22 protein-coding genes, 1 tRNA gene and 1 pseudogene are annotated in these 19,373 nt (G+C 66.9%); 14 read left to right on the forward strand and 10 right to left on the reverse strand.

Going from position 1 to position 19,373, the window contains the following annotated elements; translation table 11 throughout:
- Nucleotides 1–85: 85 nt before the first annotated feature.
- A complete protein-coding gene (locus BST40_RS11045; protein ID WP_075547829.1) occupies nt 86–1,078 on the forward strand; it encodes an acyl-CoA dehydrogenase family protein in 993 nt (330 codons plus the stop codon).
- 13 nt (nt 1,079–1,091) lie between these two features.
- Nucleotides 1,092–1,874, forward strand: a complete 783-nt coding sequence (locus BST40_RS11050; RefSeq protein WP_075547830.1) for an endonuclease/exonuclease/phosphatase family protein — start codon at nt 1,092–1,094, stop codon at nt 1,872–1,874.
- 397 nt (nt 1,875–2,271) lie between these two features.
- Here the strand turns inward: BST40_RS11050 and BST40_RS30775 are convergent, their stop codons facing one another.
- Together BST40_RS30775 and BST40_RS11055 are read right to left on the reverse strand one after the other, a co-directional pair.
- Complete coding sequence (locus tag BST40_RS30775) at nt 2,272–2,442, reverse strand: hypothetical protein (protein WP_089025095.1); 171 nt, start codon at nt 2,440–2,442, stop codon at nt 2,272–2,274.
- A gap of 68 nt (nt 2,443–2,510) precedes the next feature.
- The gene (locus BST40_RS11055) at nt 2,511–3,050 is read right to left on the reverse strand and encodes a cysteine hydrolase family protein (protein WP_075547831.1); all 540 of its coding nucleotides are present in this window, start codon (nt 3,048–3,050) and stop codon (nt 2,511–2,513) included.
- 248 nt (nt 3,051–3,298) lie between these two features.
- On the opposite strand from BST40_RS11055, the pseudogene BST40_RS33205 reads away from it, so the two are divergent.
- From BST40_RS33205 to BST40_RS11080, 5 genes and pseudogenes are all read left to right on the forward strand, one after another.
- Nucleotides 3,299–3,424, forward strand: a pseudogene (locus BST40_RS33205) (hypothetical protein); the annotation flags it as partial.
- Nucleotides 3,425–3,687: 263 nt separating this feature from the next.
- Nucleotides 3,688–3,990, forward strand: a complete 303-nt coding sequence (locus BST40_RS11065) for a DUF4193 domain-containing protein (protein WP_075547887.1) — start codon at nt 3,688–3,690, stop codon at nt 3,988–3,990.
- Nucleotides 3,991–4,005: 15 nt separating this feature from the next.
- On the forward strand, nt 4,006–5,475 hold the full coding sequence (locus tag BST40_RS11070; RefSeq protein ID WP_089025096.1) for a cytochrome P450: 1,470 nt from the start codon (nt 4,006–4,008) through the stop codon (nt 5,473–5,475).
- 28 nt (nt 5,476–5,503) lie between these two features.
- Complete coding sequence (locus BST40_RS11075) at nt 5,504–5,749, forward strand: hypothetical protein (RefSeq protein WP_075547833.1); 246 nt, start codon at nt 5,504–5,506, stop codon at nt 5,747–5,749.
- A gap of 33 nt (nt 5,750–5,782) precedes the next feature.
- Complete coding sequence (locus tag BST40_RS11080) at nt 5,783–6,475, forward strand: SDR family oxidoreductase (protein WP_083154252.1); 693 nt, start codon at nt 5,783–5,785, stop codon at nt 6,473–6,475.
- Nucleotides 6,476–6,497: 22 nt separating this feature from the next.
- Here the strand turns inward: BST40_RS11080 and BST40_RS11085 are convergent.
- The 4 genes from BST40_RS11085 to ponA2 all read right to left on the reverse strand — a co-directional run bounded on the left by BST40_RS11085 (nt 6,498) and on the right by ponA2 (nt 11,156).
- A tRNA-Pro gene (locus BST40_RS11085) sits at nt 6,498–6,571 on the reverse strand.
- A 17-nt stretch (nt 6,572–6,588) separates the two neighbouring features.
- A complete protein-coding gene (gene cds1 / locus BST40_RS11090) occupies nt 6,589–7,734 on the reverse strand; it encodes an L-cysteine desulfhydrase Cds1 (RefSeq protein ID WP_075547835.1) in 1,146 nt (381 codons plus the stop codon).
- On the reverse strand, nt 7,731–8,687 hold the full coding sequence (locus BST40_RS11095; RefSeq protein WP_075547836.1) for a metallophosphoesterase: 957 nt from the start codon (nt 8,685–8,687) through the stop codon (nt 7,731–7,733). The genes cds1 and BST40_RS11095 overlap by 4 nt, the downstream gene beginning before the upstream one ends.
- 54 nt (nt 8,688–8,741) lie before the next feature.
- Nucleotides 8,742–11,156 carry a transglycosylase/D,D-transpeptidase PonA2 gene (gene ponA2 / locus BST40_RS11100; RefSeq protein ID WP_075547837.1) on the reverse strand — a complete coding sequence of 805 codons (2,415 nt, stop codon included), beginning with the start codon at nt 11,154–11,156 and terminating at the stop codon, nt 8,742–8,744.
- A gap of 361 nt (nt 11,157–11,517) precedes the next feature.
- Between ponA2 and BST40_RS11105 the strand changes: the two genes are divergently transcribed.
- On the forward strand, nt 11,518–11,868 hold the full coding sequence (locus tag BST40_RS11105) for a WhiB family transcriptional regulator (RefSeq protein ID WP_023368611.1): 351 nt from the start codon (nt 11,518–11,520) through the stop codon (nt 11,866–11,868).
- Between the two features lie 325 nt (nt 11,869–12,193).
- Here BST40_RS11105 and bagB read toward each other — a convergent pair whose 3' ends face one another.
- Together bagB and bagA are read right to left on the reverse strand one after the other, a co-directional pair.
- Nucleotides 12,194–13,354 (reverse strand): ATPase BagB, encoded by a 1,161-nt coding sequence (gene bagB / locus BST40_RS11110; RefSeq protein WP_075547838.1) that lies wholly within the window; start codon nt 13,352–13,354, stop codon nt 12,194–12,196.
- Nucleotides 13,351–14,376 carry an ATPase BagA gene (gene bagA, locus BST40_RS11115; RefSeq protein ID WP_083154253.1) on the reverse strand — a complete coding sequence of 342 codons (1,026 nt, stop codon included), beginning with the start codon at nt 14,374–14,376 and terminating at the stop codon, nt 13,351–13,353. The genes bagB and bagA overlap by 4 nt, the downstream gene beginning before the upstream one ends.
- A gap of 76 nt (nt 14,377–14,452) precedes the next feature.
- Here bagA and sp36 point away from each other — a divergent pair, with 76 nt between their 5' ends.
- The 3 genes from sp36 to BST40_RS11125 are packed head-to-tail and all read left to right on the forward strand — an operon-like array spanning nt 14,453 to nt 15,860.
- Entirely contained in the window at nt 14,453–14,614 is a 162-nt protein-coding gene (gene sp36 / locus BST40_RS28955) for a Sp36 family protein (protein WP_023368608.1), read from the forward strand.
- Complete coding sequence (locus BST40_RS11120; protein WP_075547840.1) at nt 14,614–15,078, forward strand: RidA family protein; 465 nt, start codon at nt 14,614–14,616, stop codon at nt 15,076–15,078. The genes sp36 and BST40_RS11120 overlap by 1 nt, the downstream gene beginning before the upstream one ends.
- Nucleotides 15,075–15,860, forward strand: coding sequence for an MBL fold metallo-hydrolase (locus tag BST40_RS11125; protein ID WP_075547841.1), 786 nt, complete (start codon nt 15,075–15,077; stop codon nt 15,858–15,860). The genes BST40_RS11120 and BST40_RS11125 overlap by 4 nt, the downstream gene beginning before the upstream one ends.
- Nucleotides 15,861–15,926: 66 nt before the next feature.
- On the opposite strand, the gene crp is transcribed toward BST40_RS11125, so the two are convergent.
- On the reverse strand, nt 15,927–16,601 hold the full coding sequence (gene crp / locus BST40_RS11130; RefSeq protein ID WP_036362963.1) for a cAMP-activated global transcriptional regulator CRP: 675 nt from the start codon (nt 16,599–16,601) through the stop codon (nt 15,927–15,929).
- Nucleotides 16,602–16,699: 98 nt separating this feature from the next.
- On the reverse strand, nt 16,700–17,047 hold the full coding sequence (locus BST40_RS11135) for a hypothetical protein (RefSeq protein ID WP_075547842.1): 348 nt from the start codon (nt 17,045–17,047) through the stop codon (nt 16,700–16,702).
- 173 nt (nt 17,048–17,220) lie between these two features.
- Here BST40_RS11135 and nth point away from each other — a divergent pair, with 173 nt between their 5' ends.
- The 3 genes from nth to BST40_RS11150 are packed head-to-tail and all read left to right on the forward strand — an operon-like array spanning nt 17,221 to nt 19,365.
- Complete coding sequence (nth, locus tag BST40_RS11140) at nt 17,221–17,901, forward strand: endonuclease III (RefSeq protein ID WP_075547843.1); 681 nt, start codon at nt 17,221–17,223, stop codon at nt 17,899–17,901.
- Nucleotides 17,898–18,545 (forward strand): TlpA family protein disulfide reductase, encoded by a 648-nt coding sequence (locus BST40_RS11145; RefSeq protein ID WP_075547844.1) that lies wholly within the window; start codon nt 17,898–17,900, stop codon nt 18,543–18,545. Before nth ends, BST40_RS11145 begins: the two co-directional genes overlap by 4 nt.
- A 55-nt stretch (nt 18,546–18,600) precedes the next feature.
- On the forward strand, nt 18,601–19,365 hold the full coding sequence (locus BST40_RS11150) for an NUDIX hydrolase (RefSeq protein WP_075547845.1): 765 nt from the start codon (nt 18,601–18,603) through the stop codon (nt 19,363–19,365).
- The last annotated feature ends 8 nt before the right edge of the window (nt 19,366–19,373 follow it).

Consider the following 19,373-nt stretch of genomic DNA (forward strand, 5'->3'; position numbering starts at 1 on the left):
ATCAGCAACGTATGTCACCCATAGCGCCGAGTTGCTACGCACGGGCCGCGGTGGTGACTTTCGTTCGCGACGGGCGGGTGCGCCCGTGACGGCTGGGCTGGTGGAGCATTGGCTGGAGTCGGGGCGGCTGGACTTGCCGCTGCCGGCCTCGGGGCGCACCGCCGAACGCTGGCAGCGCCTGGCGCAGTTGGCCGAGGAGGACATCGCGGCGGCCCGCATCGCCGAAGCCCATGTCGACGCCGGCGCCATTCTCAACGAGTTGGGCGGTAAGCCGCCGCAACCAGGTCAGCTGTGGGGCGTGTGGGTGGCCGAGTCCGCCGACGCGGTGCTGCGGGCCAGCCGCATCGCCGGCGACGAATATGTCCTCAACGGCATTAAGCTGTGGTGTTCGGGCGCCGGGTTCTGCACGCACGCGCTGGTTACCGCGGTGCTGGACGATGGCAAGCGGGGCCTGTTCGCGGTGACCGTCACCGACCCCGTCGTCAAACCCTTGCCGAGCACCTGGTGGAACCCCGGGATGGCCGGCAGCGACACCCGATCGGTGCAGTTCAGCAACGTCCATGCGATGGCGGTGGGGGAACCCGACGCCTACCCGAACCGGCCCGGTTTCTGGCACGCCGCGATCGGAGTGGCGGCGTGCTGGCTGGGCGGCGCCCGCCGGGTCGCCGACCCCTTGTACCGCTGCGCCGGAAGCCAGTCGGCCGACGCCTACGCGCTGGCGCATCTCGGCGCGGTCGACGCCGCGCTCGCCGCCGGAGAAGCGGTCCTGGCCAGCGCCGCGGAGCGGATCGACAGTGATCCGTTTGACCGGTCCGACACCGCGCAATTGCTGGCTCGTCGTGCCCGCGCCATCGTGGAACACGCGGTTGACGAGGCCATCACCCGGACTGGCCGCGCCCTGGGGCCGGGACCGCTGTGTGAGGACGGTCGCCATGCGCAGCGGGTCGCCGACCTGACCATCTACATCCGACAAAGCCACGCCGAGCGGGACCTTGCCGAACTAGGGCGCCTGGCCGGGCGACAACATTGCGGGCCGCGGCACCGGGCAAAGGCGCCCGAGCCGCGGCCATGCCGTTAGCCGACCGGTAGCCATGCGGGTGGCGACCTTCAACATCCTGCACGGCCGCACGGTCGGCGACGGGGTGGCGGTGCAGCGGTTGTGCGACTGCGTGCGCCGTCTCGACCCCGACGTGTTGGCGTTGCAGGAAGTGGACTGCGACCAGCCGCGATCGGGCCGGGCCGACCTCACCGCGGCGGCCGCCGAAGCCATGGGCGCGGTGGCGCATCGGTTTGTGGCCGCGATCTCGGGCACGCCCGGTGCGACGTGGATGGCCGCAACCGGCGATGAACAACCTGGGACCGCGGCGTACGGCATCGCGCTGCTGTCGCGCTTTCCTGCGGCCAGCTGGCAGGTGGTGCGATTGCCCCGCATTCCGGCGCGCTTCCCGATGTATCTGCCCGGGCCGGACAAGGTGATGATCGTTGACGAGGAGCCGCGGGCGGCCGTCATCGCTCGCCTGCATACGCCCTTGGGGCCGATCACGGTGGCCAATACCCACTTGTCGTTCGTGCCCGGCTGGAACCGGTGGCAGCTACGCCGCCTGGTTCACGACGTGCGCGGCTTCCCCGGACCGCGGCTGCTGACCGGGGACCTCAACCTGACTCCGGCCGCGGTGCGCCGATGGTCGCGGATGCGGCCGTTGGCAACGGCCGCGACGTTTCCGGCGTCCGCCCCCGACCGGCAACTCGACCACATCCTGACCGACGATCCCGGTCTTCGTGCCGGCGCGGCGGCGGCCGAGCTGATGCCGATCTCGGATCATCGGGCGCTGCTGGTGGACCTGGACCGGGCCTCGAAAACGGTGTTGCTCTAGTCAACGCGGGTCCCTGCGCCCGCCGCAATCACATCGTTCACATCGGGCCCAGGCCTAGGCGGTGCTCAGTTTGCCCACCTCATAGCGACAACTTTGGTGTGACGCCGCACCGATTTTGTCGCTCACAGTGGTCGTGGGGCTGCGTACCGGTGTGGGCAGATGGAAACCGCGTGCCGGTGCGGGTGGGTCGGCGGCTGGCGGGTACGACTGTGCGGTGGTGCCGCCGACCGTGCCGTCACGGCGGCCGATCGCGGGCGGTTACCGCCCTCCGTACACTCTCAAAGCCGTCATTGCACACTCGACACGGCAGTGCCGAAAACAGAGCCACGGTATGCGCAGGCGGCCAAGGCCGCGCAAGAGGACATCGTTGCCCAGCAGCTTCTACAGCCCCGACGGGTCACTCCTCTTGACTGCGCGCCTCCGCGCCGGTTTCTCCGCTGCCGAAGTCGTCGTCGGCGGAGCCGCGTCCGACGTAGCTGCCCTCGGCGTCGCGGCCGGCTCGCGACTTGGCGACATGTGGGTCGAACTCCACGTCGGACTCGGTTTTCTCGGACTGACGTCGTGTCATCTGGTTACCTCTCGGCTAATAGCTAAGCTAGAGCGCCCGCATTCCCCGGTTGGGCCGATCGCAAACGCTCACCGCAGACAGCGCTCCGCGGGCAGCAACGTGGCGCTCATGTTGCGTTCCATCATCTTCAGCGCGGCGGCGCCGAGCTCCTCGTCGATGTGCGCGACGGCATCGGCCGGGACCACGACGTCGTAGTGGCGCAGGTAGCCGTCGAGCGCGCTATAGAGGATGCACTGCTCAGTGACTTGACCGGCAAGCACGATGCGCCGGGTCTTCAGCCGATCCAGCAGATACTCCAGTGCGGTGGCATAGAACACGCTGTGGCGCACCTTGGTGATGATTCGGCAGCCGGCCTTCGGCACCAGCGGTTTGACCAGGTCAGGACGCTCGCCATCCAGCGCGGCCGAAATGATGGCACGATGGTCGGCGGTGAAGTCGCCGTGGTTGTCGTTGACATAGATCAGATCGACGCCGCGGTTGTGTTCGGCGTCGCCCACCAGCCCCACGAGCGGATCGATGATGGCCGCGACGTTGGTCGCCAGCTGTTCGGCGTCGGGATGGCGGTAGTCGTTGAACATGTCGATGACCAGCAAGGCGGTATCACTCACCGACCAGTGATACCCCGGTATGTGGCCGGCCACCCGGTTTGAGGGCCACAGGACGCTGGGTAGTCATTGGCAGCGACCTCACAGCCATCCGGCAGAACGATTACAGATTAGACGATGTGGAAATAGTTTCCATAGGCTATGGTGGTGGCCACACCGATATAGCTGGGGAGTTGACCATGCTTGACACCGAAAGTAGCGCCGTTTGTGCTGGCCGCACGCCGCGGTCGATGGCCGGCGAGCGCGGCGCCAACGTGCCCGGTTTGGTGGCCGCGGGCATCTGGGCAGTCGGACTCGTCGCCGGCCTGGTGCTGCTGGCAACTGGGCATGAGGTGGTGGCCGCGGTGATCCTGGTGGTGGCCGTCATGTCGCCCTGGTTCGGGCTGGCAGTCTCACGCAGCCGAATCCCGGCTTATGGATCCGGGGAGCCCCAAACCATGCCCAACGGCTGGCACGGGATGGAAATCCCGGCCCGCTGAGTCGGCCTCTTTGGAGAGTTGACTATCGATCGACGCGCCTTGCAAGCGTCGGCAATTTCTTTCTGTTGACAGGTGTGGCCGATATCCGAATGGGGTATTGACTCTGCCACGGGGTGACCACAGCAGGTGAAACCCGGTCACTGCGCAGGAAGGAACGCACCATGCCGACCGCTAGCGATTACGATGCACGCCGTGTGTCCGACGCCGAGACCGCGGACGGTTCGGTTCTGCGCGAACTGACACCAGTCCTGCCCAAATTGTCCACTGCCGTCGCCGACGACGATCCGAACGAGGCGCCATTCTTCGAACTGCCGGGTGCGGATCTTTCCGGTGAAGAACTATCGGTAGCGGTGATTCCCCAGCGTGCCGACGAATTCACATGCTCACGTTGTTTCCTGGTGCAGCACCGCAGCCGGTTGCGCAGTTCGGCCGGCGAGCTTCCGGTGTGCGCCGACTGTGTGTGACCGGCTCGGCCGGTCTTGACCTGGCCGGCGGCGCCGTGTTGTGTCGTGGGCGTGGCTGCTTCACCAGATTTGGAGCCCGATTCGGAGCGTGATTTGGCCGGCCCACCGGACGTGAACCGCCGGCCACCGGGGCTGCCGGCCCCGCGCCCGTTTCGTACGGCTTGTGCGGCGGCGTATGCGGTTGCCTATCTGGTGGGCGGGGAACGCCGGATGCTGCGGCTGATCCGCCGCTACGGCCCGATCATGACGATGCCGATCCTCACCTTGGGAGACGTCGCGATCGTGTCCGATCCGGCGCTGGTGAAAGAGGTTTTCACCGCTCCCGCCGACGTCCTGCTCGGCGGCGAGGGCGTGGGCCCCGCGGCGGCGATCTACGGGTCCGGGTCGATGTTTGTGCAGGAGGAGCCGGAGCATCTGCGGCGCCGCAAACTCCTGACACCCCCGTTACATGGAGCCGCCCTCAACGGTTACGTGCCGATCATCGAAGACTCCACCCGCGCGGCTATGCGCAGTTGGCCCGTCGACCGTCCGTTCGCGCTGCTGCCGGCGGCGCGGGCGCTGATGCTGGACGTGATCGTCAAGGTGGTTTTCGGTGTGCGCGATCCCGACGAGGTGCGGCGATTGGGCCGGCCGTTCGAACGTCTGCTGAACCTCGGTGTCTCGGAGCAGTTGACGGTTCGCTACGCACTTCGGCGCTTGGGCACATTACGCGTGTGGCCATCGCGGGCCCGGGCCTTTCGGGAGATCGACGACGTCGTCATGCCGCTGATCGCCCGACGGCGCGACGACCCGAGCTTGACCGAGCAACGCGACATCCTGGCATTGCTGATGTGCGCGCGCGGCGAGGATGGTAAAGGATTGTCCGACAACGAGATTCGCGACGATTTGATCACCTTGATGCTGGCCGGCCACGAAACCACCGCGACCACGCTGGCCTGGGTATTCGATCTCTTGCTGCACCATCCCGAGGCGCTGCGGCGAGTGCGAGACGAAGCCGTCAGCGGTGCGGACGCGTTCACCACGGCGGTGATCAACGAGACGTTGCGGATACGGCCGCCCGCGCCAGTCACGGCACGCGTTGCCGCCCAACCATTTCGCATCGGCGACTACCTCGTGGATGCCGGGACGCGCATCGTCGTCCACATCATCGCCATCAACCGCAATCCCGATGTCTATGACCATCCCAACGAGTTCCGGCCCGACCGATTCCTCGGGGTGCACCCGCAAACCTACGCCTGGGTGCCGTTCGGTGGTGGCGTGAAACGTTGTCTGGGAGCGGCTTTTTCGATTCGAGAGCTGGTCACCGTGGTGCACCTACTGTTGCGCGAGGGCGACTTCAGTGCCGTCGACGACCTGCCCGAGCGCATCGTGCGCCGCTCCATCATGCTGGCGCCCCGCCATGGAACCAGAGTGCGGTTCCGGCCACGGCTCCAAGAATCCGTTGAGAATCTTCCAAGCGCCGGCTCGGATGCTCGTCGGCAGTGACACGCGGCGACGAAGGGATACAGCCGAGATGACAACCACCCGCCCACTGTCGGTTGCCGGCGCCGCGCCGGAGCGTGCCACCAACGGCTATGCGTCGGCGGCGTTCGCGTTCAGCGTCGTGGGGGCGCTGGTGTTGAGCGTCGTTTGCGCCGTCACCGCATTGGTTCAGATCAAGAATCCCGAAGAGGGCCGGGGACTGGCGATCGCCGGGCTGGCGATCTCCGCGGGCTGGGTCGCGCTACTGTTCGCGCTGGCCCATGCGCACGTCATCTAAACGGTATCGGCATCTTTGGAAAAGGGGGAAGCGATGCAGGTCGTGGTGATTGGTGGCACGGGCATCCTGGGGTCGCAAGTGGTCGAGAAGCTGCGGGAACACGGTCACCAGACGGTGGCGGCATCGCCCAGCACCGGTGTCAACACGCTGACCGGAGCGGGCCTCGCCGACGCTCTGAGCGGGGCCGACGTCGTTGTCGACGTGTCGAACTCACCCTCCTTCGACGACGATCCGGTGATGGAGTTCTTCACGAAGTCGACCACCAACCTGGTGGCCGCCGCGCGGGCGGCCGGCGTCGGGCACTACGTCGCGGTGTCGATCGTCGGCTGCGATCAGCTGCCCGACAGCGGTTACCTGCGGGCGAAGGTCGCCCAGGAGAAGCTCATCGAAGAAGCGCGGCTGCCCTACTCGATCGTGCGGGCCACCCAGTTCGCGGAGTTCACCGACGCCATCGTGGCGTCGATGACGGTCGGCGACGAAGTGCGCGTCCCGGACGCGCTGATCCAGCCGATCGCCGCCGCCGACCTCGCGGCTGCGGTGGCCAGGGTGGCGGAAGGCAAGCCGCTGGGTGGCATCGAGAATGTCGGCGGGCCGGAGAAGATCTCGTTCGAGCAGATGGCCCTCGACGTCCTGGCGCGCCAAGGCCAAGCCAAGACTGTCGTCGTCGATCCCGATGTCGGTTACTTCGGAACACCGCTCGCCACGAATAGCCTGGTTACCGCATAGGCGCCGGAACGCCGTTGTCGAGTCGGGGTGGCGGGATTTGAACCCACGGCCTCTTCGTCCCGAACGAAGCGCGCTACCAAGCTGCGCCACACCCCGCTTGAAGCCACGACAGCCTATCGCACCCGCCCGTCGACTCGCCAAACCGCCGGCTCAGGGTCCCAGGTGCAGGAGCGTTCGAACTCGACCAAGGCCCGGGCCGGACCGCTCGGATCGAGCCCCTGCGCACCGACCCAGTCGTCGTCGAAGTAGGTGTCGGCGTAGCGGTCGCCGCTGTCGGCGAGCAGGGTGACCACCGAGCCGCTGCCGCCGTCGGCGACCATCTCGGCGAGCAAGCCGAACGCTCCCCACAGGTTGGTGCCCGTGGACGGCCCCACCCGGCGTCCCAGCACGCTACTGACGTGGCGGGCGGCCGCGATCGACGCGGCGTCGGGGACCGACACCATGCGGTCGACCACGCTGGGCAGAAACGACGGCTCGACCCGCGGCCGGCCGATGCCCTCGATCCGCGACGACGCGGACATCACGACGTCGGACCGACCTTCGGCGTATGCGGGGAAGAACGCCGAATTTTCCGGGTCCACGACACACAACCGGGTCGCGTGCCGCCGATAGCGGATGTAGCGCCCGATCGTCGCGCAGGTTCCGCCGGTTCCGGCACCGACCACGATCCAGTCCGGGACGGGGTGCTTCTCCTCGAGCATCTGCGCGAAGATCGACTCGGCGATGTTGTTGTTGCCGCGCCAGTCGGTGGCGCGCTCGGCATTGGTGAACTGGTCCAAATAATGACCGCCGGTTTCGGCTGCGACGCGTTCCGCCTCGGCGTAGACCTGACTGGAATTCTCCACGAAATGGCAACGGCCGCCTTGCGATTCGATGAGTGCTACCTTGGCGGCGCTGGTCGCCGCCGGCATCACCGCGACGAACGGCAGGCCCAGCAGCGACGCGAAGTAGGCCTCCGATACCGCTGTCGAACCCGACGACGCCTCGACCACCGTGGTGTTCTCCCCGATCCAGCCGTTGCACAGCGCATACAGAAACAACGACCGCGCCAGCCGGTGTTTGAGGCTGCCGGTGATGTGTGTGGTCTCGTCCTTCAGATACAGCGCGACGTCAGCATCGGCGCACCAGGCCGACGGCAGGGGGTAGCGCAGCAGGTGGGTGTCGGCGCTGCGCCGGGCATCAGCCTCGATCAGCCTGATCGCGTTGTCTGTCCAATCGCGGGACAGGCTGCGGACGGCGATGCGGGTCCGGTCGTTCAACGCACCGAGACCTTGGGCTGCGAACGGCCCAGGTTCCTGTTCGAGTCCCGGCCGCCCATGGGGCTGGCGATCAATGTCAACAGGGTCGCTTCCGGCCGGCAGCAGAACCGCGCCGGCGCGAACGGCGAAGTCCCGATGCCGGCGGAGACATGCAGCCGCATGGTCGCGCCCCACTGGGATGCCCCTTTGGCCCGCGTCCGGTCCAGCCCACAGTTGGTGACCAGGGCCCCGTAGAACGGCAGGCACAGCTGTCCGCCGTGGGTGTGGCCGGCCATCACCAGCTGATAGCCGTCGGCGGCGAAGCGGTCCAGCACCCGAGGCTCCGGTGAGTGGGTCAGTCCCAGCCGCAGGTTGGCGACCGGGCTCGCCGGGCCCGCGATCGTGTCATAGCGGTCCCGATCGATGTGGGGGTCGTCCACGCCGGCTGCGGTGATATGCAGCCCCGCCACCTCGAATTCGCGACGGTTATGGGTGAGGTCGAGCCAGCCGCGCTCGGTGAACGCCGCTCGCAGATCCTGCCACGGCAGCGGTTCGCCGTGGACGCGGTGGCCCGGGTTGATCAGGTAATTGGCCGGGTTCTTCAGGCGCGGCCCGAAGTAGTCGTTGCTACCGAAGACGAAGACGCCCGGCCGGTGCAGCAGGTCGCCCAGGGCCTGCACCACTGCCGGCACCGCCTTGGGATGCGCCAGATTGTCGCCGGTGTTGACCACCAGGTCGGGTTCCCAGCTGGACAGCTCGCGCAGCCAGGCCTGTTTACGGCGCTGGCCGGGCAGCATATGCAGGTCGCTGATATGTAGGACCCGCAGCGGTGTGGACCCAGGACTCAGCACGGGCATGGTGATCTCGCGCAGCACGAACGCGTTGCGTTCGATGAGCGCCGCGTAACCGATCCCGGCGACGATCGAGCCGAGCGCGACGGCACCGGTGCGTAACAGGACGGGCGAAACAGCCATGCAGGCAGCCTACTGCCGGTCGCCGACTGATCGCTTGTGTCTAGCGCAACAACCCTACGGAGGCGGCGGCGGAGCCAGCAGTGGAATGGTGATCGGCGGCAGCCCGGGGATCTCGATAACCTGCGAACCGATCGGAGCCGGCGGCCCGTCCTCCGGCGGCGGCGGCGGTGGCGGCGGGATGCCGTTACTGATTTGGATCGTGACGATCGAACCCGGAATGGTCTGGCCGCTGGGCGAGGTTCCGACCACTTCGCCGTACTTGGCGCTGCTGTTGACCGAGTTGGGTTGGTCGGCGACCTGGAAACCGGCGTCCCGTAGGCGCTGGCGCGCCTGGTCCACATCCAGCCCGGCCACGCTCGGCACCCGGGAGGCCGCCGATCCTTCGACATACCGCGGATCGGTGGGCGGCAGGTGCACCTCGCCGAAGTTGTTGGCGATCGGCTTCATGGCGGTGAACCACGTCCGGGCCGGCTCGTTGCCGCCGTAGAGGTCACCGTTGCCGCAATGGCGCAGTGGGCCGGAACACAGATCCGTCGGCGACGTCGAGTCGTCGTAGATGTAGTTCGCCGCCGCGTAGCGATTGGTGAAACCCACGAACCCGGCGGAGCGGTGCGCCTCGGTGGTGCCGGTCTTACCCGACATCGGCAGGTCCCAGCCCGCGGCGCCGGCCGAGCCGGCTGCCGTGCCGCTACCCACGGCGTCCTTGCTCATCGCGTTGGCCAGGGTGTTGGCCAGACCCTCGGGCACCACTTGTTCGCAGGTCTCGGTGGTGACGGAAACCTGGTTGCCGTTGCGGTCGATCAGCTTGTCGATCGGGTTCGGCGGGCACCACACGCCGCCGGAGGCCAGCGTGGCCGCGACGTTGGACAGTTCCAGTGCGTTGACCTCGATCGGACCCAGGGTGAACGACCCGATGTTCTGGCGTTTGACGAAGTCGGCCAGGCTCTCGTTGCTGTCGGGGTTGTAGTCACGCGCGGTGCCGGGATTGGCGTAGGACCGCAGGCCGAGCTTGATGGCCATGTCGACCGTGCGGCTCACCCCGACCTGCGAGATCAGCTTGGCAAAGGCGGTGTTGGGGGAGGTGGCCAGCGCGTCGGTCACGTTCATCGATCCGCGGTAATTGCCGGCGTTGATCACGCACCAGGTGTCCTTGGGACAGCCTTTGGCTCCGCCGCTGCCCAGCCCTTTGGCCTGGAATCGGGGTGGCACGTCGAGTTGGGCGTTGATGCCCATACCCATGTCGAGCGCTGCGGCCGTGGTGAAGATCTTGAAAATGGAACCCGCGCCATCCCCGACGAGTGAGAACGGCTGGGGCCGCATGGTTTCACCGGCTTCGGTGTCCAGGCCGTACTTGCGGTTGCTGGCCATCGCCAGCACCTTGTGTGAATCCTTGCCCGGTGCGATGACGCTCATCACGCTGGAGATGCCGGCCAGGTTCGGGGGAGCGAATTTGTCGACCGCCGCCTTGACCGGGACCTGGACGTCGGGGTCCAGTGTGGTGCGGATGAGGTAGCCGCCCTTGGCCAGCTGGTCCTTGCTGATCCCGGCGCGGGACAGGTACTCCTGGACGTAGTCGCAGAAGAAGGCACGGTCACCGGCGGCAATGCAGCCGCGGGGCAATTCGTTGGGTTGCGGCAACACTCCCAGCGGCTGCGCCTTGGCGGCACGCAATGCGTCGGCCTCTTGCGGGATGTTCTCGATCATGGTGTCGAGGACCAGGTTGCGCCGGGCCAGCGCGCCCTCGGGGTTGGTGTAGGGATTCAGCGCGCTGGTCGATTGCACCATGCCCGCCAGCAGCGCTGCCTGTTGCCAGTTCAGATCCGAGGCGTTGATGCCGAAGTACGTCTGCGCCGCGTCCTGCACACCGAAGGAGTTGTTGCCGAACGACACCAGGTTCAGGTACCGGGTCAGAATCTCGGGTTTGGTGAAGGTCTTGTCCAGGGTGAGCGCCATCCGGATCTCGCGCAGCTTGCGCGCCGGAGTGGTCTCGACGGCTGCCCGCTTCTCGGCGTCGGTTTGGGCGGTGACCAAGAGTTGGTAGTTCTTGACGTACTGCTGCTCGATGGTGGAACCGCCGCGAGTGTCGAGATCCCCGGAGGCATAGCCGGCGAGTCCGGTGAGGGTGCCTTTCCAGTCGACGCCGTTGTGGTCGGCGAAGCGCTTGTCCTCGATGGAGACGATCGCCAACTTCATGGTGTTGGCGATCTTGTCGGAAGGCACCTCGAACCGGCGCTGCGAGTACAGCCACGCGATGGTGTTGCCCTTGGCGTCGACCATGGTCGACACGGCCGGAACCTCGCCCTGAAGGAGCTGAGCCGAGCCGTTCGCCACTACCTCAGAAGCGCGATTGGACATCAGCCCCAGCCCGCCTGCGAAGGGGAACATCAGTGCCGTGGCCACGACGCTGGCCAACACACAACAGCCCGCGAGCTTGAGCAGGGTAAGCGCCACCGGGGGGCGATCGGACATGCGTACTACAGTAGCGGCCCCTTGTCACGCCCCCGCGCCGTGAGACTGAAAAAAATTCTTAGGAAAGCGGTGACGGCGGCGCCCGCGCCGCCCCGGCGCTTATTTTGCGCGTGCGTCACAGGTCAGGGACCTAATCGGGGACCGAGGGGGTGCTTTTCCCCCGGCCGATCGCCAGAAGTCGGGACGCGCGTCCCAAAAAAAGCGTTATCAGACTGTTGCGCAATTGCCACCTGACCACCTAACTTATAAGCGCAGTGAGATTCAGGTAACACCGATGTGCACAGTGTGTCTTAGGTCGCAACATCGGCTGGTACCCGAGGAGGGCGGTCGCGGCTAGCGGCCGGGAGGAAGGGATCAGCTCGTGTCAGGAACACGTCCGGCCGCTCGAAGGACAAACCTCACGTCGGCGCAAAACCTCCTCCGCAGCGCCGATGCGGAGGAACGGATCAACTGGGTGTCAAAAGCGCTGTGCAGGGCGACGGACCCGGACGAACTCTTCGTCCGTGGCGCCGCGCAGCGCAAAGCCGCGGTGATCTGCCGTCACTGTCCGGTAATGCAGGAATGCGCGGCCGACGCACTTGACAACAAGGTCGAGTTCGGGGTGTGGGGCGGCATGACCGAGCGTCAGCGCCGAGCACTGCTCAAGCAGCATCCTGAGGTGGTCTCGTGGTCGGACTACCTCGACAAGCGCAAGCGTCGCAGCGTCGGTTAAGGCTCTCGGATAGGGGGTGCAGGCGAGCCGGCCGGCCCCTTGTTCCCCATTACGATTTTGTTACTGAGTCGGCGTCCCTGGCTCTAATTGTCTTGTGCCCAATAGGAACTGGCGCGTGCGTAATAGCGCGGTTTTCTCACTGTAGCGTTGTTCGGCGCGGTGGGGGCCGGTTTCGCGAATCTGCTGGGAGTCGTAGGCGTCGACTGTGAGTCGTAGGCGTCCAGTGTGCGGCAGGGGCGGAAATATCCGGCTCAGACTCAACTGGCCGCGCCCCGGATTCACGGTCGACGCCCTCGGCACACACTCGATGCCGCGGGCCGGCTTCTCAGCGGCCTGTGGCGCGGGCCGCTTCGTCGCCGACGGGAGCGATCTGGTCGGCGAGGGCACGCAGCGCATCCAGGTCGGAGACGTCGAACGGCAGCGACGGGACCCCGACGACGGGCACGTGTGGATTGGCCCCGGTGAACCGGGACAGCAGCCGGATCTCTCGCTTGGCCGTCTGCCCGCGGTCGGCATGGATCCGCAGCACCGCTGCCGCCAGCGACGCCACCTCCGACTCGCCGTGCTGCTCCTCCAACGTTTCGGTCGCGTCGATGGCCCGCTCGACGGGTAACGCGCACAGCATCGGGTGAGTGCGGTTCAACACCAGCCCCGCCAGCGGCATGCCTTCTTCGGTCAGCCGGTCGACGAAGAACGACGCCTCACGCAGCGCATCGGGCTCGGCCGCAGACACCACCACGAACTGGGTACCGCGCCGTTTGAGCAACGCATAAGTTCGGTCGGCCTTCTCCCGGAAACCCCCGAATGTGGCGTCCAGCGATTGCACGAATGCGGCGGCATCGCTCAGCATCTTCGAACCGAGCACCGTAGACATCGCCTTCATAGCCAAACCCATAACACCCGTCACCAGCCGGCCGATACCTCTGCCCGGCGCCAGCAGCAGCCGCCACAACCGGCTATCCATGAAGCTGCCCAAGCGTTTTGGCGCGTCCAGGAAGTCCAGCGCGTTGCGCGACGGCGGGGTGTCCACCACGACCAGATCCCAGCGATCCTGCGCCAGGAGCTGGCCCAGCTTCTCCATGGCCATGTACTCCTGGGTGCCGGCAAGTGATGTGGCGACGGTCTGGTAGAACTGGTTGTCCAGAATCGATTGTGCGCGTTCGGATCCGGAGTATTGGACCACCATCTCGTCGAAGGTGCGCCGCATGTCGAGCATCATCCCGTGCAACTCGCCGGGCACCTCCGGGGCCAATGGCACCCGTTGCGGTGTGTTACCCAGGTCGTCGATACCCAGGGCCTGGGCCAGCCGCTTGGCCGGGTCGATCGTCAGGACGACGACGGTGCGGCCATATTCGGCTGCGCGCAAGGCAATTGCCGCGGCAGTTGTGGTCTTGCCCACACCGCCGGCTCCGCAGCATACGATAACCCGATTGGACGTATCGGCCAGGATCGCGGCCATATCAAGGGTTTTCGGTACAGTGCTCATCGAACTCCCTGCTGCGCAAGCGATTCCGAAAGCTCATACAAGCTGCCCAAGTCGACACCATCGGAAATCGTCGGTAATTCCAGCCGCGGAACATGCAAGGCGTCAAGTTGCTGCGCGGTTTCGGCGCGTGCACTGATTCGGCTGGCGTGCTGGATCGTCTCAGTCAGCAGACCGGCGAAATCCGGTGCCGCCAGCTCGATTCCGGCCATTGCCAAACCGGACCGCACCGCGTCGGCGTCGACATCGCCCTCGGCGGCCTTCGCGAGGTCCTCGGCACTCAGGTAGGCCGGAATATTGCGGTTGACGATGACGCTGCCGATCGGCAATTGCATCTCGGCAAGCTCCTCGATCGCCTCCAGGGTCTCCTGCACCGGCAGCGCTTCCAGCAGCGTCACCAGATGGATAGCGGTCTGATCGGAGTGCAGCAACCTCACCACCCCTTCGGCCTGCGAATGCACCGGCCCGCCCTTGGCCAGATCGGAGACCGCCTTGGTGACGTCCAGAAAGCGCGCGATGCGGCCCGTCGGCGGTGCGTCGACGACGATCGCGTCGTAGGCCGGGTTCTTGGTCCCCTTGTTGAGGCGGACCACCGTTTCCTTGATCTTGCCCGTCAGCAGCACATCGCGAAGGCCGGGCGCGATCGTCGTCGCGAACTCGATGGCACCGACACGTCGCATTGCCCGGCCCGCGATGCCCAGGTTGTAGAACATGTCGAGGTATTCCAGGAACGCGGCCTCGATATCGATTGCCAGTGCGTTCACCTGCCCGCCGCGCTCGGCGGTCGCGATCTTGACCTCTTGATAGGGCAGCGGCGGGACATCGAAGAGCTGCGCAATCCCTTGGCGCCCTTCGACTTCGATGAGCAGCACCTTGCGGCCTCCGGCTGCCAGTGTCAGCGCCAGTGCGGCCGCGATGGTGGATTTCCCGGTGCCGCCTTTGCCGGTGACAAAGTGCAAGCGGGCCTTCGACAGGCGCGACGGCCAGCCGACGGAAGGACCGTCGTGAGGTGTGTTCGCCACCATCGCATGCTAGCCCCACCACTTCGCTCGGCCGCCGGGCTGGCCGGAGCTCGTCAACGGGGGCGGATAAGCTGCCGTCATGACCCAACCCTCCGCATGGGAGTACGCGACGGTTCCGCTGCTCACGCACGCCACCAAACAGATCCTCGACCAGTGGGGAGCCGACGGCTGGGAGCTCGTCGCGGTGTTGCCGGGGCCAACCGGCGAGCAGCACGTCGCCTACCTGAAGCGCCCGAAGTAATGGACGCAAAATCCCGGCTCGCGCAACTGGGCATCACGCTCCCGGAGATGGTGGCGCCGCTGGCGGCCTACGTGCCGGCGGTGCGCACCGGCAACCTCGTCTACACCTCGGGGCAGTTGCCCTTCGAGGCCGGAAAGCTGGCCTGCACGGGCAAGGTGGGTGCCGACATCACGCCGGAGGAAGCCAAGGCCGCGGCGCGCATGTGTGCGCTCAACGCGCTGGCGGCGGTGAATTCACTGGTGGGTCTGGACGCGGTGACGAGGGTGGTCAAGGTGGTCGGGTTCGTCGCCTCCGCGCCGGGCTTCCACGGTCAGCCCAGCATCATCAACGGAGCCTCGGACCTGCTTGCCGAGGTGTTCGGCGACAACGGCGCGCACGCGCGTTCGGCTGTCGGCGTATCCGAGTTGCCGCTGGGCGCACCCGTCGAAGTCGAGCTGATCGTGGAGGTCGGCCAGCGGCCGTGACCGCGCCGCTGACCCATCCCGCCTACGGCCGGCTGCGGCCGGTCACCGGCACGGCATCGGTGCTGGTAGCCGACAATCCCGGGCTGATGACGCTGGAGGGCACCAACACCTGGGTGCTGTGCGGACCGGGCAGTGACGAGTTGGTCATCGTCGACCCTGGGCCGGGCGACGACGAGCACCTCGCCCGGATCGCCGCGCTGGGCCGTATCGCGCTGGTGCTGATCAGCCATCGCCACGGCGACCATACCGACGGCATCGACAAGCTGGTCGAGCTGACTGGGGCGCCGGTACGCGCCGCGGACCCGCAATTTCTGCGCGGCGATCACGGGGTGCTGGGCGATCGCGAAGTGATCGAGGCCGCCGGGCTGGAGATCACGGTGCTGGCGACCCCGGGTCACACCGCCGACTCGCTGTCGTTCCTCCTCGACGATGCGGTGCTGACGGCCGACAGCGTGCTGGGCCGCGGCACCACTGTTCTGGACAAGGACGACGGCAGCCTGACCGACTACCTGGAATCGCTGCATCGGCTGCGCGGTCTGGGTCAGCGGACCGTCCTGCCCGGGCACGGGCCGGAATTGACCGATGTCGCGGCCGTCGCGCAGGGGTACCTCGCGCACCGGCAGGAGCGGCTCGCGCAGGTGCGCTCGGCGCTGCGGGACCTCGGCGACGATGCCACCACCCGCCAGGTCGTCGAACACGTCTATGTCGACGTCGACGAGAAGCTCTGGGATGCCGCAGAATGGTCGGTGCAAGTGCAACTGGACTATCTGCGAGCTCCGTAGCGCGAGAAGACGCAGAATCGCACACGAATCGCGGCGGTGATGCGAGTCTGCGTCTGCTCGGCGGAGCTAGCGAGCGCGGCGCGCCAGGCGTTCGGAGTCGGAGATCAGCACGCTCTTGCCCTCCAACCGGATCCAGCCGCGGTGCGCGAAGTCGGCCAGCGCCTTGTTCACCGTCTCCCGCGAAGCCCCGACCAGCTGGGCGATCTCCTCCTGAGTGAGGTCGTGGGTGACCCGCATCGCGCCGCCCTCCTGGGTGCCGAAACGCTGGGCGAGCTGCAGCAGCTGCTTGGCCACCCGGCCGGGCACGTCGGTGAAGATGAGGTCGGCCAGATTGTTGTTGGTGCGCCGCAACCGGCGGGCCAACACCCGCAGCAGTTGCTCGGCGATTTCCGGACGATCGGCGATCCACGCCCGCAGCGCGTCGCGGTCCATCGAGACCGCCCGCACTTCGGTGATGGTGGTCGCGCTGGATGTTCGCGGCCCGGGGTCGAAGATCGACAACTCGCCGAACATGTCGGACGGGCCCATGATGGTCAGCAGGTTCTCCCGGCCATCCGGCGAGCGGCGCCCGATCTTCACCTTGCCCGCGACGATGATGTACAGCCGATCGCCCGGCTCACCTTCAGCGAAAACCGTGTGTCCGCGGGGGAAGTCAACGGGCTGCAGCTGCTTGGTCAGTGCCGCGACCGCGCTGGGCTCAACCCCTTGGAAGATTCCTGCCCTTGCCAGGATCTCGTCCACGTTGCCTCTTCAGCTTTCCAACGAAGTGATACGGGCAGGCCGTCCCTCTTGACCAGCGCCGGTGTACAGGTTAGGCCAATCGGTACGACGTGCCAACGCTACACACGATTGACGTGTCGAGTCGCCTGAACCCGGGAATGGATGTGTCGGGGGGCAGCGCGGTACGGATCGGCGTGATGCTTGCCGGTGAGGGCCCTGGTTGTGGGGGCCTCGGTCAGGGCCGGCGCCTGGCGTCGATGCAGATAAGCCAGCGCCTCCGGCATGCCCTCGCGGGCCAGCCGGTGCACATCGACGGCCTGAGCTTGTTCGAGAAACTCGGCAACGTCCGAAGCGGTCACGGTATCGCAGGAAAGCGCTTGCTCTAGCCGACCAAGGCCGAGGGTGGTCAGCATCAGCAACGCCGGAACGCACGCCACCAGCAACCACGACACAAGGAGAGTAAACATGGCCTTGCATCAACACGAGGTCTCGGTCAGATCACGAAATCAGTACTCTGTCGTAGGTGACAGCGGCAAAGTCGTCCGGGCCTACCCGGCCTACACCAGCCACGCCCGCCGCCGACGTCGCCGAGCGTTGGTCCTCTGAAACCCGCACCGCCTTGGTGCGCCGCGCCCGGCGGATGAATCGTCAACTGGCACAAGCCTTTCCGCATGTGTACTGCGAATTGGACTTCACCAATCCGCTCCAGCTCGCGGTGGCGACCATCCTCTCGGCGCAAAGCACCGACAAACGGGTGAACCTGACGACGCCGGCGTTGTTCGCGAAATATCGGACGGCGCTCGACTACGCCAAAGCGGACCGCACCGAGCTGGAAAACCTCATTCGCCCCACTGGTTTCTTCCGTAACAAGGCGAACGCGTTGATCGGCCTCGGGCAAGCTCTGGTCGAGCGGTTCGACGGCGAGGTGCCCGCCACCATGGTCGAACTGGTGACGCTGCCGGGGATTGGACGCAAGACCGCCAACGTGATCCTCGGGAACGCCTTCGGCGTCCCCGGGATCACCGTCGACACCCATTTCGGGCGATTGGTGCGGCGCTGGCGCTGGACCGCCGAAACCGACCCGGTAAAGGTCGAACACGCGGTCGGCGAACTGATCGAACGCAAGGAGTGGACCGTGCTCAGCCACCGGGTGATCTTTCACGGCCGCCGGGTGTGCCATGCCCGTAAGCCCGCGTGCGGTGTCTGCGTGCTCGCCAAAGACTGCCCTTCCTTCGGACTCGGCCCCACCGAGCCGCTGCTGGCCGCAGCTCTTGTCCAGGGCCCCGAAACCGAGCATCTGCTGGCCCTTGCCGGCCTGTGACCTCGCGACTGACCTCAACCCGCTGGACCATCGCGGTCCTGGCGGTGGTCGCCACCCTCATCGTGGCGCTGGTCGCCCAACTGCGCGACGACTCCCCAAGCACCGCAACCCAACAGGCGCCCGCGGCGCGAGACCACCGCGATGCCGACACCGCCGCGGCACTGGCCGGGCCGCGGCGACGCGCCAACCTGCCGCCCTGCCCGGTCGCCGGTGACGGCCCGGGCTCACCGGCACTGAGCGGCGTGGCGGTGGAATGCGCGGCCGACGGTTCGGCAGTCGACGTGGCCCGGGCGCTGGCCGGGCGGCGGGTGCTGCTCAATCTCTGGGCGTACTGGTGTGCGGAGTGCATCGCCGAACTGCCCGCGATGGCCGAATATCAACAACGGGTCGGGCCCGACGTCATGGTGGTGACGGTGCATCAGGACGAGAATGAGGCGGCCGCGTTGCTGCGGTTGGCCGATCTGGGTGTTCGATTGCCGACCCTGCAGGACGGCCGCCGTAAGGTGGCGGCAGCATTGCGGGTGGCGAATGTGATGCCCGCGACAGTGCTGTTGCGGCCGGACGGTAGCGTGGCCCAGACCCTGCCGCGCGCTTTCGCCAGCGCCGAGGAGATAGCGGCCGCGGTCGGAGATAAGGCGTGGTGAGCGGTTGGAGAGATGGCGGGCAGGTGCACCCGTCCAGCCCGACAAGGAGGCGCCGGTGAACGCTGGGGTTGCCCTGACGCCCGAGGTCGGCCCGTCCTGGCTGCGCCCGTTGGTCGACAACGTGGACCGGGTGCCCGACGCGGTCCGGCGGCGGCTGCCGGCCGACATGCTGGCCATGGTGGCGGCGTCCCGGGCTACCGCATCCCTGCGTCGCAATCAACGCGAAGCGGCCGTTCTGGTGCTGTTCTCCGGTCCCGAGTCCGGACGGGCCGACGGCGGCGTTCCCGACGACGCGGACCTGCTGCTGACGGTGCGGGCGTCGACCTTGCGTCACCATGCCGGTCAGGCGGCCTTCCCCGGCGGTGCATCCGATCCCGGAGACCAGGGTCCGGTGGCCACCGCCTTCCGGGAAGCCCATGAGGAGACCGGACTCGACCCGGCCAGGCTGCACCCACTGGCCACCATGGAACGCACCTTCATCGCTCCGTCGCGATTCCACGTCGTCCCGGTGCTGGCGTATTCGCCCGATCCCGGACCGGTGCACGTCGTCAACGAGGCGGAAACGGCCATGGTGACCCGGGTTCCGGTGCGCGCCTTCGTCAATCCGGAAAACCGGCTGATGGTGTACCGGCGGACCCTGAGCCGGCGCTGGGCCGGGCCGGCGTTTCTGCTCAACCACATGCTGGTGTGGGGATTCACCGGACAGGTGATCTCGGCGGTGCTCGACGTCGCGGGGTGGGCCAGGCCCTGGGACACCAGCGATGTCCGCGAACTGGACGACGCGATGGCGCTGGTCGGCGAGCAGGGTGGACTGCGATGAACTCGATG

The organism is Mycobacterium persicum (assembly GCF_002086675.1).
GTDB classification, from domain to species: domain Bacteria; phylum Actinomycetota; class Actinomycetes; order Mycobacteriales; family Mycobacteriaceae; genus Mycobacterium; species Mycobacterium persicum.

What these genes read in the sequence shown, in the direction of transcription:
- BST40_RS11050 (WP_075547830.1), top strand. Translation starts at nt 1,092, where the DNA reads ATGCGGGTGGCGACCTTCAACATCCTGCACGGCCGCACGGTCGGCGAC.
- BST40_RS30775 (WP_089025095.1), bottom strand. Translation starts at nt 2,442, where the DNA reads ATGACACGACGTCAGTCCGAGAAAACCGAGTCCGACGTGGAGTTCGAC.
- BST40_RS11065 (WP_075547887.1), top strand. Translation starts at nt 3,688, where the DNA reads ATGCCGACCGCTAGCGATTACGATGCACGCCGTGTGTCCGACGCCGAG.
- BST40_RS11075 (WP_075547833.1), top strand. Translation starts at nt 5,504, where the DNA reads ATGACAACCACCCGCCCACTGTCGGTTGCCGGCGCCGCGCCGGAGCGT.
- BST40_RS11080 (WP_083154252.1), top strand. Translation starts at nt 5,783, where the DNA reads ATGCAGGTCGTGGTGATTGGTGGCACGGGCATCCTGGGGTCGCAAGTG.
- BST40_RS11095 (WP_075547836.1), bottom strand. Translation starts at nt 8,687, where the DNA reads ATGGCTGTTTCGCCCGTCCTGTTACGCACCGGTGCCGTCGCGCTCGGC.
- ponA2 (WP_075547837.1), bottom strand. Translation starts at nt 11,156, where the DNA reads ATGTCCGATCGCCCCCCGGTGGCGCTTACCCTGCTCAAGCTCGCGGGC.
- bagB (WP_075547838.1), bottom strand. Translation starts at nt 13,354, where the DNA reads ATGAGCACTGTACCGAAAACCCTTGATATGGCCGCGATCCTGGCCGAT.
- bagA (WP_083154253.1), bottom strand. Translation starts at nt 14,376, where the DNA reads ATGGTGGCGAACACACCTCACGACGGTCCTTCCGTCGGCTGGCCGTCG.
- sp36 (WP_023368608.1), top strand. Translation starts at nt 14,453, where the DNA reads ATGACCCAACCCTCCGCATGGGAGTACGCGACGGTTCCGCTGCTCACG.
- BST40_RS11120 (WP_075547840.1), top strand. Translation starts at nt 14,614, where the DNA reads ATGGACGCAAAATCCCGGCTCGCGCAACTGGGCATCACGCTCCCGGAG.
- BST40_RS11135 (WP_075547842.1), bottom strand. Translation starts at nt 17,047, where the DNA reads ATGTTTACTCTCCTTGTGTCGTGGTTGCTGGTGGCGTGCGTTCCGGCG.
- nth (WP_075547843.1), top strand. Translation starts at nt 17,221, where the DNA reads ATGAATCGTCAACTGGCACAAGCCTTTCCGCATGTGTACTGCGAATTG.